We start from the raw sequence: 17,433 nt of genomic DNA on the forward strand, positions 1-17,433 counted from the left end.
CTATCGGTTTATAGCGCGCGCCTGCGAGATCGCGGGCGCGTCGGACGATCTGATCGGAAGCGGTAGAATGTCAGGCGTCGGTCTGCGCTGATCGCCACGACCTTGTCCTGACCATGGACGATCCCCGCTACGCTGCCGTGCGGTGACGATGCGCAGATCGCCGGCCTCCGCCAGCCAGAACGCCAGCGCACCGGTGTGGCGCAGGCGGATCAGATCGAATACATGGCAGGGGCGCTGCACGACATCCTCCTGATTGCTGATCAGAACATCCGCCCCGCCGCAGCCATCCAATGCCGCAAGCGCGGTCTTCCCCGACACCTGCATAATCCCCCATTCGCCCACGCGCGCTGTCGTCACACGGCCCACGCGGATCAGCCCGTTTCGTGCCGCCGCGACGTCCTGCGCCACAGGCTGGCCATCGTTCTCCAGCCATATCCCCGCGACAAACCCGTCGCCCCGTGGTTTCGACAAGGCACGCCCCTGCGCCGTCAACCGCCCTATCAGTCCGCCGCTGTCCGCGACCAGCAGCACGGGGCGCTCCACGGTCGCCCAGATCGCAAAGGCTGCGATCACCGGCACCGCCCCAGCCATGCGCGCGCGCCCTTGCCAAATCAGCATGACGAGTAGCCCAAGCGCCATCAGCGGCAGGACCGCCGCTGTCGGAGCCACCACATGGCCCAACGCCCCCTCCTGCCCCGCGACCCAGCGCGCGACACCGAGGATCCACGCCAGCCCCCAGCCCATCAGCGTCAGCCCGATCTGCGACAGCCCAAGCGGCCAGAGACACATGGCGAGCACGGCTGCCGGCATCACCAACACGCCCATGAGCGGCACGCTCAGCAGGTTGGCGATCAACCCGTAATGCGCGATCTGGTTGAAATGTGCGGCGGCAAATGGTGCCGTCGCCAGCCCCGCGACGAAGGACGACACGAAGACCGACAGCACCGGTCGCGCCCATTTCGGAATACGCCGCATATCCATCCGGCGCAGGGCCGCGAAGGCCGCGACCAGCGCCGTGGTCGCGGCGAAGGACATCTGAAAACCCGGCCCGGTCAGGCTTTCGGGTTGAAGCAGCAACACCAGCGTGGCGGCCATCGCCACCGCCCGTAGGGTCAGCGCGCGGCGGCCCAGCAACACCGCGACGAACATCACCGTCACCATGATGAACGCCCGCTCCGTCGCCACATTGCCGCCCGACAGCGCCAGATAGCCCGCGCCGACGACGATGGCGCAGAATGCCGCGATCTTTTTGACTGGCCAGCGCAGCCCGACACCGGGGATCAGCACCAGAAACGCACGGATACCGCCGAACACGAAGGCTGTCAGCAGCCCCATGTGCAGCCCCGAAATCGCCAGCAGATGCGCCAGGTTCGACGCCCTCAGGTCGGTCAGCGTGCCCTGCCCCATCGCCGCGCGGTCGCCAGTCATGATCGCCGCGGCAAAGGCCCCGGTCTCGCCCGGCAGCGCTGCCTGCACCCCGCGGGAGATCTGCATCCGAAGCGCGAAAATCTGCATCTGCCAGCCGAACCGGTCCGGCGGCATCAGGCGCAGCACCGGCGTGCGGGTATAGCCGACAGCCCCAAGCCCCGCGAACCACGCATGGCGCTGGAAATCGAAGCCGCCGGGTTCCGCCGCACCGCTGGGGGGGGACAGATGGCCCGTCAGGATCAGATGATCCCCCGGCGCAAAATCCACCAGCGACTGATCGCTGTGCACCGACACGCGCACCCGCCCGGGCGTCCGGTCCGGGGCCATCCGCGCGAGGACCACCCGGTCCAGCGTCAGGCGTGGCGCGTCGCTTGCCGAACGGTCGATCGCGATCACCCGCCCCTCGATGGGTCCGTAGTAGCGGAAACCCAGCACCGGGGCCTCCATCTGCGTTGTGCGCAATTTGGCCACCGTCACGCCCACCAGCATCAGCGACACCGCCACCAGCACCGGCGCCGCCCAGACCGGCACGAGGCGCGCCACCACGAAACCCGCCAGCGCCGCAAGCGCCACACCGGCAAAGACCGGGTCGGCCGGTTCGACGGGCAGCGCAAAATAGCCGCCGATCCCGCAGGCCAGAAACACCGGCACCCAGCCGATCAGATGGCCCCGCTGCGCCAGCAGCGCGTCGGTCAGGATCTCCGGTGCGCGCACTTGTTCTTTGCCCCCTAGCTGCGTATTTCCTGCGGAACCCTCCAGACTGGGGGAACTTGGTGAATGAAAGGTTAATCCGCCCATGCCCGCAGACCGCCCCGACCGACCTGTCGTCACCCGTTTCGCTCCCTCACCCACCGGCGCGCTGCACATCGGCGGCGCGCGCACCGCGCTGTTCAACTGGCTTTACGCCCGCGGCAACGGCGGCATGTTCCTGCTGCGGATCGAGGATACAGACCGCGCCCGCTCCACCGACGAGAACACGCAGGCCATTCTGGACGGGCTGACCTGGCTTGGGCTGGACTGGGACGGCGACCCGATCAGCCAGCACGCCCGCGCCGACCGTCACGCCGAAGTGGCGCGGCAGATGCTGACCGACGGCACCGCCTTCAAGTGTTTCGCCACGCAGGAAGAGATCGAGGCGTTCCGCGAAAAGGCGCGCGAGACGAAATCCTCCACCCTCTACCGCTCGCCCTGGCGCGACGTGCCCGAGACCGACCACCCCGACCTGCCCTACGTGATCCGCGTGAAGGCCCCGCGCGAGGGCACGACCACGCTGCATGATGCCGTGCAGGGCGATGTCACATGGTCCAACGATCAACTGGATGACATGGTGATCCTGCGCTCCGACGGCTCTCCGGTTTACATGCTGGCCGTGGTGGTCGACGATCACGACATGGGTGTGACCCATGTGATCCGGGGCGACGACCATCTGGCCAACGCCTTCCGCCAGAACATGATCTACGAGGCGATGGGCTGGGACAAACCGGTGCTTACCCATATCCCGCTGATCTTTGGCCCGGACGGCAAGAAACTGTCGAAACGCCATGGTGCCACCGGGGCCGCCGAATACCAGGCGATGGGCTATCCGGCGGCGGGCATGCGCAACTACCTCGCCCGGCTGGGGTGGAGCCACGGCGACGACGAATTCTTCACCGACGCGCAGGCGAAAGCGTGGTTCGATCTTGACGGGATCGGCAAATCGCCGGCGCGGTTCGATTTCAAGAAACTCGACAATATCTGCGGCCAGCATATCGCCGCCGCCGACGATGCTGCACTGCTGCAAGAACTGGAGGCCTACCTGTCGGTCACCGGTGCCGCGGCCTTGACCGATACGCAGCGATCCGGCCTGCAACGGGCGATGTACTGCCTCAAAGAACGCGCGAAGTCCCTGCCGGAACTGATTGAAAAGGGTCACTTTATTTTAACCTCGCGTCCCATCGTGGCCGATGAGAAAGCGGCCGGACAACTCGACGAAACAGCGCGCGGATGGCTCGCAGAATTGACGCCGCAGCTGCAAAATGCTAGCTGGGACAAAGAGACGCTCGAGGGGGTCGTCGCGTCCGTGGCCGAGGCCCAGGGCACAAAACTGGGCAAACTGGCCGGACCGCTGCGCGCGGCCCTTGCCGGGCGCGCCGTTTCCCCTAGTGTTTTTGACATGATGCTGGTGCTGGGACAAAACGAAACACTTGCCCGGCTCGGTGACGTCACTGACTGAAGCCCGCCGCGGGCGGCTGGTCGCACCAATGGTTACAGCAACCAAAAGACATAAACGCCGCACCGCCAAACAGGTCCGGCAGACAGGGGAATGACATAAATGGCCGACTCCAAGAAACACGCGACCCTCACGATTGACGGCAAATCCTACGAGTTGCCTATCCATTCGCCCACTGCCGGCCCGGATGTAATCGACATCCGCAAGCTCTACGGTCAGGCCGATGTCTTCACCTACGATCCCGGCTTTACGTCGACGGCGGCCTGCGACAGCACCATCACCTTTATCGACGGCGAGGAAGGCGTGCTGCTGCACCGCGGATATCCCATCGACCAGCTCGCCTCTGAATCGCACTTCCTCGAAGTCTGCTACCTGCTGCTTTACGGCGATCTGCCCAGTGCCGCCGAACTGGAAAAATTCGAGAACCTCGTGACACGCCACACGATGATCCACGAGCAGATGCACAACTTTTTCCGCGGGTTTCGCCGCGACGCGCATCCCATGGCCACGATGGTCGGTGTGGTCGGCGCGATGTCGGCCTTTTATCACGACAGCACCGACATCAACGACGAACACCAGCGCGAGGTCGCCTCGATCCGCCTGATCGCCAAGATGCCGACGATCGCGGCGATGGCTTACAAGTATTCGATCGGCCAGCCCTTCGTCTATCCGCGCAACGATCTGGACTACGCGGCCAACTTCCTGCATATGTGTTTCTCCGTCCCGTCCGAGCAATACGAGGTCGACCCGGTCCTCGCCCGCGCGATGGACCGGATTTTCACACTGCACGCCGATCACGAACAGAACGCCTCGACCTCGACAGTGCGTCTGGCGTCGTCTTCGGGTGCGAACCCTTTCGCCTGTATCGCGGCGGGCATCGCCTGTCTTTGGGGTCCGGCCCATGGCGGGGCGAACCAAGCCTGTCTCGAAATGCTCAAGGAAATCGGCACCGTCGACCGCATTCCCGAATTCATCGCCCGTGCCAAGGACAAGAACGACAGCTACCGCCTGATGGGCTTCGGCCACCGCGTCTACAAGAACTTCGATCCCCGCGCGACCGTGATGAAGCAATCCGCCGACGAGGTGCTGGAACTGCTGGGCGTCGAGGACAACCCGCTGCTGCAGGTCGCGATGGAGCTTGAAAAACAGGCCCTCGCCGATCCGTATTTCGCCGAAAAGAAGCTGTTCCCCAACGTCGATTTCTACTCCGGCATCATCCTGGAGGCGATGGGCTTCTCCACCTCGATGTTCACGCCGATCTTCGCGCTCGCGCGGACAGTGGGCTGGATTTCGCAGTGGAAAGAACAGCTTGCCGATCCACAGCTGAAAATCGGCAGGCCCCGGCAGTTGTATCAGGGTGCGTTGCAGCGCGACTATGTCGACATCGAAAAGCGTTGAGGTCTCGGCGGGCAGCAACGATGCGACCCGCTTGCCGATCCGCACCAAACGCCTGCTGCTCCGCCCGGTGCGGCAGGGCGATCTGGATGACATCTACGGTTTCATGAGCGACCCGCGCGCGATGGCCTATTGGTCGACGCCGCCGCATGCCGACATATCCGTCACGCAGGACCGGCTTGGCCGTATGCTGCAACGGGAACCGCCGATCACCTATCTGGTGTTCGAAAAAGACGGTCGCGTCATCGGCATGGGCGGCAGCCCCGGCGGCAACGAAATCGGCTATATCCTGCAACCGGACCATTGGCGGCAAGGTCTCGTGTCAGAGGCGATGCAGGCGATCATTCCATACATTTGGGCGGTCACCGACCATGATCACCTTTTCGCCGACGTCGATCCGCGCAACACCGGGTCATGCGGGCTTCTTTTGGCGCTCGGCTTTCATGAAACACACCGCGCCAAGGACACGTTCTGCATCGACGGTGTCTGGTCGGACAGCGTCTATTTTCGCCTGGACCGGCCAGCGCCAAGTCAGTCCTGACCGGCGCTCAACGACACGACAGGTGTGAAACCACCCAAAATGAGCCGTCTCTGGTCAAATGGTATCTCATTGGGCGGGTCAAACCGCGGGTCCGCGGCCATCGCCTTTTCCACCACGTCGACATGCGCCTTGTCCGGCCATTTCTGCCACGAAAACACGATTTTCTCGCCCGGCTGTGCCGCTACGGCCCGCCGAAAATCGGTTCGCGTGCCGTCAGGCACGTTGTCCTCCCAGCACTCGGTGATTTCGAGACAGCCGAATTCGAGCAACAGCGCGGCGGCACGTGTGGCCCATTCTCGATAGGCGTCCTGCCGATCCTCCGGCACCGGAATGACGAAACCGACGACATACATGGGCACCCTCCCGATCTTACAACCAAAGGGTATTGCGCTGGCATCAGCGCATCAAGAGTGGCACGTCAACGCCCCTCGTAACGCGCGGGGCGCTTTTCCAGAAACGCCACGACGCCTTCCTTGAAGTCGCGGGTCTGGCCGCATTTGCCCTGCAGTTTCGCCTCGACCGCAAGCTGTTCTTCCAGCGTGTTGTCGGGCGCCGCACGCAGGGCGGTTTTCAGGTGGCCGTAGGCCGCCGTCGGCCCTGCGGCCAGTTGGGCCGCCCGCGCCTGCCAGCGGGCGGTGAATTCGGTATCCGGGATCGCCTCGTAGATCATGCCCCAGTCGGCGGCCTGCGTCGCGGTGATCTTGTCGGCGAACAGCGCCGCTCCCATCGCGCGTGCCGATCCCACCTGCCGGGGCAACCAGTAGGTGCCGCCCGCGTCAGGGATCAGCCCGATGCGCGTGAAGGCCTGCACGAAATAGGCGTCATAGCTGGCCAGCACCACGTCGAAGGCCAGTGCAAGGTTCGCCCCCGCCCCCGCCGCCGGGCCGTTCACGGCGGCGATGGTCGGGATCTTGCAGTCGAAGATCGCGCGCAGCATCGGCACATATTCGTCACGCAGCGTGCGTTCCAGATCGAGCGAGGCCGCGTTACCGCCATCGCCCAGATCCTGCCCGGAACAGAACGACCGCCCGGCACCCGTCATCACCACGACCCGCGCCTCGCCTTCCGCCGCACGCACCGCATGGATGATCTCAGCCCGCATCTGCGAGTTGAGCGCGTTCATCACGTCGGGCCGGTTCAGCGTGATGACGGCCACGTCGTTGCGGATCACATAGGTGATGGTCTGATAGTCCATGGTGCGGGTCCTTTTCTGCAGCGTTACGGCGTTGATACCGCACCCGCCCGATCTTCAAAACGAAACGGCACGTCAGGACCGCAAAATCTTGTCCAACTCGTCCTGCTCGTCCCGCGTGAGCGGGTCCGGCGCGCCCTGACCACGCCGCCGGATCGTGACGAAGGCCACCGCAAACCCCGCCAGCAGCATCGCCGGTGCGGCCAGCCACAGGATCAGGTTCGCCCCGCTGGCATCCGGTTGCAGCCGCACGAATTCGCCGTAGCGGGCGACCATGTAGTCCATGATCTCGGCATCCGTATCCCCCGCCACCAGACGTTCACGCACCACGATACGCAACTCCTTGGCGAGGCTGGCATTGGATTCGTCGATGCTTTCGTTCCGGCACACCGGGCAGCGCAGCCCGGCGGAAATGGCGCGCGCACGCTCTTCCAGCACCGGATCGTCCAGCATCTCGCCCGGCTCCACGGCCCAGAGCGGACTTGCCGCCAGCAACAGGATCAGCAACAGCCGTTTCATTCCGCAGGCACCGCCGTCTGTTTCCGCTTCGCCGCAGCCGCACCGATCCGCAGACGCCTGTCGCTCAGCGACAGGCAGCCCCCCAGCGCCATCAGCATACAGCCGCCCCAGATCCAGTTGGCGAACGGCTTGATATAAATCCGCACGGCATAACCGCCGTTGTCCTGCGCATCGCCGATCACGACATAAAGATCACGCAGGATCCCGTTGCGGATCGCGGCCTCTGTCGTGGGCATGTTGGCGACGGGGTAGAACCGCTTCTCCGGCGACAACACGGCCACATCGCGCCCGTCGCGGGCAATCGCGATATCGGCCAGTGTGGTCACGTAATTTGGCCCCTGATCCTGCCGCACGGCATCGAGCGTAAAGGTATAGGCCTCGACGTCCCAGCTTTCGCCCACATCCGCCACGCGGATATCCTCGACCTCCCAGGCCAGCACGGCGGCCACGCCGAATGTCGTGACACCCACGCCGATATGCGCCACCGCCTTGCCCCAGTCGGCCCGTGGCAGCCCCCGGATGCGGCGCGCCCGCGTGCGCCAGGCCGCCTTGCCGCCGCGCAGCCACAGATCGACCAGCGCACCGCCCACGACCCAGACACCCAGCGCCACGCCGAACGGCCCCAGTGCCGACCGGTTGCTTTGCAGCGCATAGGCCAGCCCGGCCAATGCGATGGCAAGGAACGCCCAGCCCCACAGCGGTTTCGCCGCCCGCGTCAATGTGCCCCGCTTCCACGCCAGCAACGATCCCAGCGGCAGCGCAATTGCGATGCCCACCATGAAGGGCGAGAATGCGGCATCAAAGAACGGCGGCCCGACAGACAGCGTGCGCCCGAAGGCCAACTCCGCGACCAGCGGCCAGATCGTCCCGATGAACACGACGAAGGCGCTGACCGCCAGCAGGATATTGTTGAGCACCAGCGCGCTTTCGCGGCTCACCGTGCCGAACACACCCTTGGCCTCCAGCACGTTGGCGCGGGCCGCATAAAGCGTCAGTGCGCCGCCCAGAAACACGCCGAGGATCGCCAAAATCCACACGCCCCGCTCCGGGTCATTGGCAAAGGCGTGCACGGATGTCAGCACGCCCGAGCGCACGATAAATGTGCCCAATAGCGAAAATCCGAACGCCAGAATAGCCAGCAGGATCGTCCAGCTTTTCAGCGCTTCGCGCTTTTCCACCACGATGGCCGAATGCAGCAGGGCCGCCGCGATCAGCCAGGGCATGAACGACGCATTTTCCACCGGGTCCCAGAACCAGAAACCGCCCCAGCCCAACTCGTAATAGGCCCACCAGGACCCCAGCGCGATACCCACGGTCAGGAACATCCACGCCGCCAGCGTCCAGGGCCGCACCCAGCGCCCCCAGGCCGCATCGACCCGGCCTTCCAGCAGCGCCGCCACGGCAAAGCTGAACGTCATGCTGAGGCCGACATAGCCGAGATAGAGAAACGGTGGATGAAACGCGAGGCCGGGATCCTGCAACAGCGGGTTCAGATCGCGCCCGTCCAGGGGCGGCACGGCCAGCCGCAAAAACGGGTTGGAGGTGAAGATCAGGAACGCAAAGAATGCCACGCCGATGGCCGCCTGCACGCCCAGCACCCGCGCGCGCAGCGTCTCCGGCAGGCCCTGCCCGAACCAGGCCGCACACCCCCCGAACAGCGTCAGGATCAGCAACCACAGCAGCATCGACCCCTCGTGGTTGCCCCAGACACCGCTGATCTTGTAGATCATCGGCTTGGCGCTGTGCGAATTCTGGAACACCAGTTGCAGCGAGAAATCAGAGCTGACGAACGCCCAGGTCAGCGCGGCGAAAGACAGCGCGGTCAGCGCGAATTGCGCCGTCGCCGCAGGTTCCGCCACCGCCATCCAGCCACGCCACCCGCGCTGCGCGCCCACCAGCGGCACGACCATCTGCACAATCGCCACGCAGAACGCCAGAATCAGCGCGAAATGACCAAGCTCCGTTATCATGGCCGCACCTTACCCAAGGCGCGGCGGATCGGACAGCGGGAACCACGCGACAGGCTGTCACGTTTGCGCGGGTCTCATGACAATAGCGGGGGCATCGCCAGACCGCCGCGCAGGATAAACGCGATCACCGCCATGACCAGCGCGCCGATGATCAGGCGCATCATCCACTTCAGCAGGTCCTCGATGTAAAGCAGCCGCCTGGCCACGTTGTCGCGGTGCACCGCCTCGACAGCACCCCGGGTCTCGACCTCGGCCAGCCGCGCCTCGACCCGGGCAATCCATTCACTGTCCACGGCTGGCCTGCCAGTCGCGCAACGCCGCGTTATCCGTCCTGATCGCCGGTGCCGAACGCACGAACGTCGCGACGTCCTTGTCCGGTGCGGCGGGGGACAGTGCGGCGATATTGCGCTGCACCTCACCAGCGCGCGACAGGGTCGCGGCGATGGATTGCTGGAACTCCTGTCCCTTCGCCTGATGACGCGCGCCGAAGTAGAAGCTGACGATCGCACCCATCAGCCACCAGAGCGGCTCCGGCACCAGCGCCAGCCCCTGCATCCTTGCTGCGAACCACAGCGGGTCGTACATCGCCGCCGCGATCAGCCCCAGCGTGCCGAGCGCCATCATCGGGCGCGGCAGGCGGTTCACACCGTCGACCAGCCGGTCGAACAGGGATGGTCGCGGCCCGCCGAACTCCGCCGCGAACTGGCGCAACACCTCCGTCTGGATCGCGGCCCCGCGCACGCTTGCGTTCTCGCTATTCTCGCGGAACACCTCCGCCGTTTCCGCGATCACGTTGCGCTCGCCGCCGAACAAAAACCCCATCAATCCGCTCAAGAATCCCATGATGCCGTCCTTTCTGCATGTGCCGCATCCGTCAGATGATATTTCGCGGCCATGAAAGCCTCAGCCCGCCTGATCCAGCCGCCCTTGCCGCCGTCCCGCCTGCGCGCGTATTTGCGGCTGGCGGCGCGGCGGTCGGCGAGGCTGTAGTAGTAATTGCGCCGCGCGATAGCATAGGCGTCGGCGATGTGGTCGGGTGCCGCCGCCGCCGCCTTTTCGCTGGCACCGATGGTCTGCGGCCCGATCACACCGTCCACCACGACTGGCAGGCGCATGTCACCCAGCAGCCGCTGCAAAATCTTCACCGCATTGGCCCCGGCATTCACATACATATCGAACACGCTGGTCTGAAGCACCTGCGGCAACCGGTCGATGCGCGGTGCCTCGAAATAGTGGCGCACGAAAATCTCCACCGCCTGCGCCGCGTCGAGCCTGCGCACATCGCCCGCGTCCACGTCGCCGTCACCGTCCAGATCGAGGCCGAGCCGGCGCATGGTGTGAATCGTGACACCATGGTTCGTGGCCCCGCCCGGATCGTCCGGGTCGTTCACATAGCCGCCCTCCCGGCGAACGATTTCAGTGGCGATCTGGTGCACAGTCTGCATGGCGCGGTCCTCTTGGCAAAACCGGCGTCAGGCTGTGTCTGATTGGTTAATTCGTCGCTACACCACCGTCCGGTGCCACGTAGGTGCCCTGCTCCTTGAGCGCGTCGATGACCTCTTTCGGCATATAGGTCTCGTCATGTTTGGCAAGGATTTCAACCGCTTCAAAGGTGCCGTTAATGTAGCGCCCCTGCCCGACCATGCCCTGCCCCTCGGCGAAAAGATCCGGCAGGATTCCGATGTAGGTGACGGGGATCATGGCCCCGCCATCGGTCACGGCAAACCGGACTTCCTCGCCCGTGCCGCGTTCGATGGACCCGTCAGCGACAAGCCCACCTATGCGGAACAGCTCTTCGGGTGGCGGCGGCGCCGCGGCGACCTCGCTCGGCGAGCGGAAGAACTGGAAGGAATCGTCCGGCAGGAACCACAGGATCGCCAGCACCGCCACGACGCAAGCGCCCGACAGCGCGATCACCTGCACGCGGCGGCGCTTCTTGAGGTTCTTCAACCCGCTCATGGAAAGACCGGTGCCAGCATCAATCCCGCCGTTTCATCCTCGCCCAGCATCAGGTTGGCGTTCTGCACGGCCTGCCCCGACGATCCCTTACATAGATTGTCGAGTGCGGCCGTCACAAGCACCCGGCCCGATATCCGGTCTGCCGTCACGCCGATGTGACAGAAGTTCGACGCGGCGACATGCCCGGTGCCGGGCTGCTGGCCGAATGGCAGCACCACGATGAACGGTTCGTCCGCGTAAGCGTCTGTAAGCGCCGCATGGCAGGCCTGCGCGTCGCCGCGCAGATAGCAGGACGCCAGAATACCCCGGCTCATCGGCACCAGATGCGGCGTGAACTGGATTTCGACCTTCCGCCCGGCCAGCGCGCTGAATTCCTGATCGAATTCCCCCAGGTGCCGGTGCTTGCCGCCCTGCGAATAGCCCATCGAGTCTGTCGCGCGTTCGGTGAACAGCATGTGCTCCTTCAACGCCCGTCCGGCCCCCGAGGCGCCGTTCTTCAGGTCGCAGATGATCTCGTCCAGGTCGATCAGCCCACCCGAAATCAGCGGGCGCAGCGCGAATTGCACGGAAGCCGCATTACACCCGGTCCCGGCGACCAGCCGCGCATTGCGAATGTCGTCGCGGTAGAACTCCGTCAGCCCGTAAACGGCGGTCTTCTGCAACTCAGGCGCGACATGCGGCACGCCATACCATTTCTCATAGGTCGCCGGATCGCGGAGCCGGAAATCCGCGCCAAGGTCGACCACCTTCACCGTCTCCGGCAGATCGCGGACCATCGCCTGCGACAGCCCGTGCGGCAGGGCGGCAAAGACCAGATCGACGTTGTCGAAATCAATATCCTCGATCTTGCAAAGGGTCGGCAGGTCGAGATGCCGCAGATGCGGGAACACCTCGGCCATGGTCATCCCGGCCTTGCGTTCGGCGGCCAGCGCGACGATTCGAAACGACGGATGCGTGGCGATCAGGCGGACAAGTTCCGCCCCGGTGTAACCGGATGCGCCAAGAATGGCGATGTTGTGGGGCATGTGCACGGCACCTTTCGTCGCGGGGGACAGTTGCCGTCTTTTCCCCCGTCAGCCGCGCCGATGCAAGGGGATCAGGCGGTGGCCCTGCCCCGCGCGGCCATCCGGCGCCAAAGCCCAAGCCCGGCCAGAACCGACAGCAGCAGAACGCCGGCAGCCGGCAGCGGCACCGCGGCAGGCAATGAAATACTGTAACCAAGGTTGCTGCCGTAGGTAAAGTTCATCGCAAGATAAAGCGGTCCACTGAAACCGGCCCCGAGGTTCAGCGTGGCGGTATCGGTGGGTTGCACGAAGTTCACGTTCGGATACCCGAAATCGGACCCGCCCGACCAGGCGTTCGGCGAAAAAGGTGCTGTGTTGAACCGCAAAACGCCACCGGCCGAATATGAAAACGAGCCCGTATCGGGAGAAAAGAAATTGAAACTCAGGACCTGCGGCCCCGCAGCCAGACCGTCGATGCGAAACAGGTCGAAGTCACCGGCGGCCCCGGTCCCGTTGATCGCCGTCACGCCCGGCCCGATCACGGTCGGTGCGTTCACGTCGGATGAGAAGGATCCGACACCGCCACTGTTTTCGGTGATCGTCGCCGCGACGGCGGGCGATCCCGCCGCAAGAGTTGCGGCAAGTACAAGATGTTTCAACATGGGTGTCACCCAATCCGGTTTCATTCACCATGATCGTGCCCGCACAAGGTGTCGGCAAAATGGCGAAACCCCGGTCATTGAACGGCGCGGCGTGCCGTCGCCCGCCCGCGTCAGGCCGCCGTAAAGGTGATCTGACGGCGCAAAAACTGCGTGGCGTTGGACGACACCCGCTTGGGATCGCCCGTCGTCAGAAACCCGGCTTCGGTGCCGGCTCCCTGCATCCCGGGATGCCGCGTGAGGTAGTCGGCAAGGCTTTCGGCGACCAGATTGGCCTGGCTGAATACCTTGACCTGCGGCCCCAGCGCATCCTGAAACACATCCGCCATCAGCGGGTAATGCGTGCAGCCCAGCACCGCGGCATCGGGTTGCGGCATCTTGCGGGTCAGCGCGTCGACATGGCTGCGCACCAGCGCCTCTGCCAGAATGAGGTCGCCCTCCTCGATCGCGTCGACGACACCGCCGCAGGCCTGCGCCTCGACGTCCACGCCGATCGCGCGGAACGCCAACTCGCGCTGGAACGCGCGGCTGCGCACGGTGGCGGGAGTCGCGAAGAGCGCCACATGCTTGGTGCCCACCTCGCGCGGGGGCGAATTGTCACCCCAGTTACGTTCTGTCAGCGCCTCGATCAGCGGCACGAAAACGCCCAGCACCCGCTTGTCCGTCGGCACCCAGCTTTCCTGCATCCGCCGCAGTGCTGCGGCCGACGCGGTATTGCAGGCCAGGATCACCAAATCGCAGCCTTCCTCCCACAGCCGCTCGACCGCGGCCGTCGTCAGGTTGTAGATATCGTCGTCCGTGCGCACCCCGTAGGGCGCGTGCGCATGATCGCCGAAATAGACGAAAGGCACGTCCGGCAGGCGCTTTTGCACCGCGTCCAGAACCGTCAGCCCGCCCAAACCGCTATCGAATATACCAACCGCCATCTTATGTGACCTTTATGCTGCTCTTGTTTGCAGCAACTCTAGGCCGCGCGGTCGGGGAAATCCATCGCCGTTCTTTGCACTCTTCCCTACTGGGCCGCCTGCGCCGTCACTTCGCCGCCCTGCCGGATCACCGCCAGCAGTTCCTCGCGCCGTTTCGCGGCCTTGCGCGCGTTGGCTTCCTTCACCGTGCCAAAACCGCGAATATCGAGCGGCAGCCGTGCAAGTGCGACGATGGCATCCTTCGTCTCCGGCGTCAGCTTCGGCAGCACCGCTTTCATGTCGCCCTCATACTCCCGGATCAGCGCGCGTTCCATCTTGCGTTCCGCGGTCCGGGCGAATGGATCGAACCACGTGCCACGCAGGACTTTCATCCGCGCCAGCAGCGGGAACATCTTTGCGGTCAACGCGCCGAACTCCCGTTTTTGCGGCCGCCCGTCCGACCCTGTCTTGCTCAGCAGTGGCGGGGCCAGATGATAGGTCAGCTTCAGATCGCCGTCGAACTCCGCACGCGCCTTGTCGGCGCTGTCTTTCAACAGGCGCGCGACCTCATATTCGTCCTTGTAGGACAACAGCTTGTGGTATCCTTCGGCCATCGCCAGACGCAGATCACGGTCATCGACACCGTCGAGCATCTTGCGATAACGCTTCGCCAGCCGCTTGCCCTGATAGGTCGTCAGATGATCGGCGCGGAAGTCGATTTTCTGATCCACCGTCAATGGCTTGTCGACCACTGTAGGCGTGATCACCCGCGCCGCCTGATCGGGGTGCAGATAGGCCCAGCGGCCGATCTCGAATGCCTGCTTGTTGCGTTCGACCGCTGTGCCGTTCAATTCCAGCGCGCGCATGATCGCGGCCAGCGAAATCGGCACCGCACCCTGCTGCCAGGCCGCCCCAAAGATCATCATGTTGGAATAGATGCTGTCGCCCATCAGCGCGCGGGCCAGTTCCGACGCATCGAACAGCGCGAGGTTGTCCTGCAACCGCGCCTCCAGCGACATCCGCAACCGGTCGGCGGGCAGCTTGAACCCGGTGTCGCGGGTGAAATCGCCGGTGATGATCTCGTGGCTATTGACGATCCCCTTGGTGCGCCCGGTCTTCATCAGGCCCAGCGTCTTTGCCCCGGCGCTGACCACCAGATCGCCGCCGATCAGCGTGTCGCATTCCGCCGTGGCGACGCGGATCGCACTGATATCGCCCGGCTTTTCGGAAATCCGGCAGTGGATATGCACCGCACCGCCTTTTTGCGCGAGGCCCGCCATCTCCATCATGCCCGCACCCTTGCCGTCCAGGTGTGCTGCCATGGCCATGACCGCGCCGATGGTCACGACCCCTGTGCCGCCGACGCCCGTGATCACCACGTTATGCGTGCCCTTGATCGCGGGCAGGTCCGGGTCGGGCAGGTCGGGAATGTCCACGGAGGTGGTCGCGGTCTTCTTCAGCTTGGCACCTTCCACGGTCACGAAAGACGGGCAGAACCCCTTGAGGCAGGAGAAATCTTTGTTGCACGACGATTGGTCGATCGCGCGCTTGCGGCCCAGTTCGGTTTCTTCCGGCACGATCGACACGCAGTTCGACTGCACGCCGCAATCGCCGCAGCCCTCGCAAACGTCGGTGTTGATGAACACGCGCTTGTCGGGGTCGGGGTATCGCCCGCGCTTGCGGCGGCGGCGCTTTTCGGCAGCACAGGTCTGCACGTAAACGATGGCCGACACACCTTTGTATTTGCTGAACTTCTCTTGCACGGCAGGCATCGCCTCGCGTTCGTGCACGTCCAGCCCCTTGGGGAATTGCGCGAGGTCAACATCTTCCTTTTCGTCATAGACCAGCGCGATGTTGCGCACGCCCATCGCCTGCAACTCGCGGCAGATCTGATCGGCGGTCAGACCGCCGTCATTGCCCTGCCCGCCGGTCATGGCGACCGCATCGTTATAAAGAATCTTGTAGGTGATGTTGGTGCCCGCCATCAGCGCGAAACGGATCGCCTGCACGCCGGAATGGTTGTAGGTACCGTCGCCCAGATTCTGGAACACGTGATCCCGGGTGGAAAACGGCGCCTCGCCAACCCAGTTCGCACCCTCGCCGCCCATCTGGGTGAAGCCCACGGTGTCGCGGTCCATCCACTGCACCATGTAGTGACAGCCGATACCGGCATAGGCGCGGCTGCCTTCCGGCACTTTCGTCGATGAATTATGCGGACAGCCCGAGCAGAAATAGGGCAAGCGCGCCGCGATTTCGGGCTGGTTGTCGGCCTTGCGCGCCTCGGCCAGTTGCGCCAGCCCGGCGGTCACGCCCGCGTTGCCGCAGCCTTCCTCTACCAGAATCCCGCCGATCTTTTCCGCGATCCAGATCGGATCGAGTGCTGCGCGCGTCGGGAATACCTCTTCGCGGCGGCCTTCGGAATGTTCGTCGCCCTTGTGCCAGCCATAGACGCGGGTGTTGGTGTCGTCGAACAGCGCCTCTTTCACCTGCACCTCGATCAGCTTGCGCTTCTCCTCGACCACGACGACCAGATCGAGACCCTCGCCCCAGTCGTGGAAAGACGCCATGTCGAGCGGCCAGACCTGCCCGACCTTGTAGGTGGTGATCCCCATCTCCTCGGCCGTGGTCTGATCTATCCCAAGCAGGGACAGCGCGTGCTGCAGGTCGAGCCAGTTCTTGCCCGCCGCGACGAAACCGATCTTGGCGCCCCGCCTGCCCCAGACCCGGTTATCCATCTTGTTGGCACGGCTGAACGCCTCTGCCGCGAACCGCTTGTGGTCGATCATCCGCGCTTCCTGCAGTTGCGGCGTGTCGACCAGCCGGATGTTCAACCCGCCTTCAGGCAACTCCATGTCGGGAGTGACGAAATCGCGCTTGAACGGGTCCGCATCGACCACCGATGTGACCTCGATGGTGTCCTTCATCGTCTTCAGGCCCACCCAGACCCCGGCGTAACGTGACAGCGCCCAGGCGTAGAGCCCGTAATCGAGGATTTCCTGCACCCCCGCAGGCGATACGATAGGCATGTAGGCATCGACCATCGCCCAATCCGACTGGTGCAGCGTGGTGGAGCTTTCGCCGGTGTGGTCATCGCCCATCGCCATCACGACACCGCCGTGCGGCGAGGTGCCGGCCATGTTGGCGTGGCGCATCACGTCGCCGGAGCGGTCCACGCCCGGCCCCTTGCCGTACCAAAGGCCGAAGACGCCGTCGTATTTCCCCTCACCCCGCAATTCCGCCTGCTGGCTGCCCCAAAGGGCGGTCGCGGCAAGGTCTTCGTTCAGGCCCAGCTGAAAGGTGACGTTCGCATCGGTCAGGATATCCTTGGCGCGCTGCATCTGCTGATCGACCGCCCCCAGCGGTGACCCGCGATAGCCGGTCACGTAGCCCGCCGTATTCAGCCCCGCCGCCTTGTCGCGCGCCTGCTGCATCAGCATCAGGCGGACAAGCGCCTGTGTGCCGTTCAACAGCACCGGCGACTTTGTCAGATCGAACCGGTCGTTTAAGCTGATATCCTGTAAACCCATCATGCGCCTCCCTGCGTGATGCCTTCATAATAGGTCATAATTTCTGACCTACAAAGCGGATTTTTCCCCGCGACATACAATTGCAACGTTCACAAGGTATCGCGTAAGGAACCTGCAATGCGAGC

At 64.4% G+C, this 17,433-nt stretch carries 16 protein-coding genes; 3 read left to right on the forward strand and 13 right to left on the reverse strand.

Annotated features, from left to right (window positions below; genetic code table 11):
- Positions 1-2,142, reverse strand: coding sequence for a ComEC/Rec2 family competence protein (locus AC04PH_RS10380; protein ID WP_483065669.1), 2,142 nt, complete (start codon positions 2,140-2,142; stop codon positions 1-3).
- 82 nt (positions 2,143-2,224) lie between these two features.
- On the opposite strand from AC04PH_RS10380, the gene gltX reads away from it, so the two are divergent.
- The 3 genes from gltX to AC04PH_RS10395 all read left to right on the forward strand — a co-directional run bounded on the left by gltX (position 2,225) and on the right by AC04PH_RS10395 (position 5,573).
- Entirely contained in the window at positions 2,225-3,640 is a 1,416-nt protein-coding gene (gene gltX / locus AC04PH_RS10385; protein ID WP_483065670.1) for a glutamate--tRNA ligase, read from the forward strand.
- Positions 3,641-3,739: 99 nt separating this feature from the next.
- Complete coding sequence (locus AC04PH_RS10390; RefSeq protein WP_483065671.1) at positions 3,740-5,035, forward strand: citrate synthase; 1,296 nt, start codon at positions 3,740-3,742, stop codon at positions 5,033-5,035.
- On the forward strand, positions 5,013-5,573 hold the full coding sequence (locus tag AC04PH_RS10395; protein ID WP_483065672.1) for a GNAT family N-acetyltransferase: 561 nt from the start codon (positions 5,013-5,015) through the stop codon (positions 5,571-5,573). The genes AC04PH_RS10390 and AC04PH_RS10395 overlap by 23 nt, the downstream gene beginning before the upstream one ends.
- On the opposite strand, the gene AC04PH_RS10400 is transcribed toward AC04PH_RS10395, so the two are convergent.
- The 12 genes from AC04PH_RS10400 to AC04PH_RS10455 form a co-directional block, all read right to left on the reverse strand.
- Positions 5,564-5,926 (reverse strand): DUF1428 domain-containing protein, encoded by a 363-nt coding sequence (locus AC04PH_RS10400; protein ID WP_483065673.1) that lies wholly within the window; start codon positions 5,924-5,926, stop codon positions 5,564-5,566. The two genes, AC04PH_RS10395 and AC04PH_RS10400, sit on opposite strands and share 10 nt — an antisense overlap.
- 65 nt (positions 5,927-5,991) lie before the next feature.
- Positions 5,992-6,768 carry an enoyl-CoA hydratase-related protein gene (locus tag AC04PH_RS10405; RefSeq protein ID WP_483065674.1) on the reverse strand — a complete coding sequence of 259 codons (777 nt, stop codon included), beginning with the start codon at positions 6,766-6,768 and terminating at the stop codon, positions 5,992-5,994.
- Between the two features lie 72 nt (positions 6,769-6,840).
- Positions 6,841-7,284, reverse strand: a complete 444-nt coding sequence (locus AC04PH_RS10410; RefSeq protein ID WP_483065675.1) for a cytochrome c-type biogenesis protein — start codon at positions 7,282-7,284, stop codon at positions 6,841-6,843.
- The gene (locus AC04PH_RS10415) at positions 7,281-9,254 is read right to left on the reverse strand and encodes a heme lyase CcmF/NrfE family subunit (protein WP_483065676.1); all 1,974 of its coding nucleotides are present in this window, start codon (positions 9,252-9,254) and stop codon (positions 7,281-7,283) included. The genes AC04PH_RS10410 and AC04PH_RS10415 overlap by 4 nt, the downstream gene beginning before the upstream one ends.
- 74 nt (positions 9,255-9,328) lie before the next feature.
- Complete coding sequence (locus AC04PH_RS10420; protein WP_483065677.1) at positions 9,329-9,547, reverse strand: pseudouridine synthase; 219 nt, start codon at positions 9,545-9,547, stop codon at positions 9,329-9,331.
- The gene (locus AC04PH_RS10425) at positions 9,537-10,097 is read right to left on the reverse strand and encodes a holin family protein (protein ID WP_483065678.1); all 561 of its coding nucleotides are present in this window, start codon (positions 10,095-10,097) and stop codon (positions 9,537-9,539) included. The genes AC04PH_RS10420 and AC04PH_RS10425 overlap by 11 nt, the downstream gene beginning before the upstream one ends.
- Positions 10,085-10,699 (reverse strand): holin-associated N-acetylmuramidase, encoded by a 615-nt coding sequence (locus AC04PH_RS10430; RefSeq protein WP_483065679.1) that lies wholly within the window; start codon positions 10,697-10,699, stop codon positions 10,085-10,087. Before AC04PH_RS10430 ends, AC04PH_RS10425 begins: the two co-directional genes overlap by 13 nt.
- 46 nt (positions 10,700-10,745) lie before the next feature.
- Positions 10,746-11,213, reverse strand: a complete 468-nt coding sequence (gene ccmE / locus AC04PH_RS10435) for a cytochrome c maturation protein CcmE (protein ID WP_483065680.1) — start codon at positions 11,211-11,213, stop codon at positions 10,746-10,748.
- Entirely contained in the window at positions 11,210-12,238 is a 1,029-nt protein-coding gene (gene argC / locus AC04PH_RS10440; protein ID WP_483065681.1) for an N-acetyl-gamma-glutamyl-phosphate reductase, read from the reverse strand. The genes ccmE and argC overlap by 4 nt, the downstream gene beginning before the upstream one ends.
- 71 nt (positions 12,239-12,309) lie before the next feature.
- Positions 12,310-12,879 carry a hypothetical protein gene (locus AC04PH_RS10445; protein ID WP_483065682.1) on the reverse strand — a complete coding sequence of 190 codons (570 nt, stop codon included), beginning with the start codon at positions 12,877-12,879 and terminating at the stop codon, positions 12,310-12,312.
- Between the two features lie 110 nt (positions 12,880-12,989).
- On the reverse strand, positions 12,990-13,802 hold the full coding sequence (gene murI, locus AC04PH_RS10450; RefSeq protein ID WP_483065683.1) for a glutamate racemase: 813 nt from the start codon (positions 13,800-13,802) through the stop codon (positions 12,990-12,992).
- An 86-nt stretch (positions 13,803-13,888) separates the two neighbouring features.
- Positions 13,889-17,308: an indolepyruvate ferredoxin oxidoreductase family protein gene (locus AC04PH_RS10455; protein ID WP_483066183.1), complete on the reverse strand. Its 3,420-nt coding sequence runs from the start codon at positions 17,306-17,308 to the stop codon at positions 13,889-13,891.
- Between the last annotated feature and the right edge of the window lie 125 nt (positions 17,309-17,433).

This window comes from Yoonia sp. KMU-150 (assembly GCF_056858355.1).

Excerpts from the sequence above, each read along its gene's own strand:
- AC04PH_RS10395 (WP_483065672.1), top strand. The coding sequence starts at position 5,013 with ATGTCGACATCGAAAAGCGTTGAGGTCTCGGCGGGCAGCAACGATGCG.
- AC04PH_RS10400 (WP_483065673.1), bottom strand. The coding sequence starts at position 5,926 with ATGTATGTCGTCGGTTTCGTCATTCCGGTGCCGGAGGATCGGCAGGAC.
- AC04PH_RS10425 (WP_483065678.1), bottom strand. The coding sequence starts at position 10,097 with ATGGGATTCTTGAGCGGATTGATGGGGTTTTTGTTCGGCGGCGAGCGC.
- argC (WP_483065681.1), bottom strand. The coding sequence starts at position 12,238 with ATGCCCCACAACATCGCCATTCTTGGCGCATCCGGTTACACCGGGGCG.
- gltX (WP_483065670.1), top strand. The coding sequence starts at position 2,225 with ATGCCCGCAGACCGCCCCGACCGACCTGTCGTCACCCGTTTCGCTCCC.
- AC04PH_RS10445 (WP_483065682.1), bottom strand. The coding sequence starts at position 12,879 with ATGTTGAAACATCTTGTACTTGCCGCAACTCTTGCGGCGGGATCGCCC.
- AC04PH_RS10390 (WP_483065671.1), top strand. The coding sequence starts at position 3,740 with ATGGCCGACTCCAAGAAACACGCGACCCTCACGATTGACGGCAAATCC.
- AC04PH_RS10405 (WP_483065674.1), bottom strand. The coding sequence starts at position 6,768 with ATGGACTATCAGACCATCACCTATGTGATCCGCAACGACGTGGCCGTC.
- AC04PH_RS10455 (WP_483066183.1), bottom strand. The coding sequence starts at position 17,308 with ATGGGTTTACAGGATATCAGCTTAAACGACCGGTTCGATCTGACAAAG.
- AC04PH_RS10410 (WP_483065675.1), bottom strand. The coding sequence starts at position 7,284 with ATGAAACGGCTGTTGCTGATCCTGTTGCTGGCGGCAAGTCCGCTCTGG.
- ccmE (WP_483065680.1), bottom strand. The coding sequence starts at position 11,213 with ATGAGCGGGTTGAAGAACCTCAAGAAGCGCCGCCGCGTGCAGGTGATC.
- AC04PH_RS10415 (WP_483065676.1), bottom strand. The coding sequence starts at position 9,254 with ATGATAACGGAGCTTGGTCATTTCGCGCTGATTCTGGCGTTCTGCGTG.
- AC04PH_RS10430 (WP_483065679.1), bottom strand. The coding sequence starts at position 10,699 with ATGCAGACTGTGCACCAGATCGCCACTGAAATCGTTCGCCGGGAGGGC.
- murI (WP_483065683.1), bottom strand. The coding sequence starts at position 13,802 with ATGGCGGTTGGTATATTCGATAGCGGTTTGGGCGGGCTGACGGTTCTG.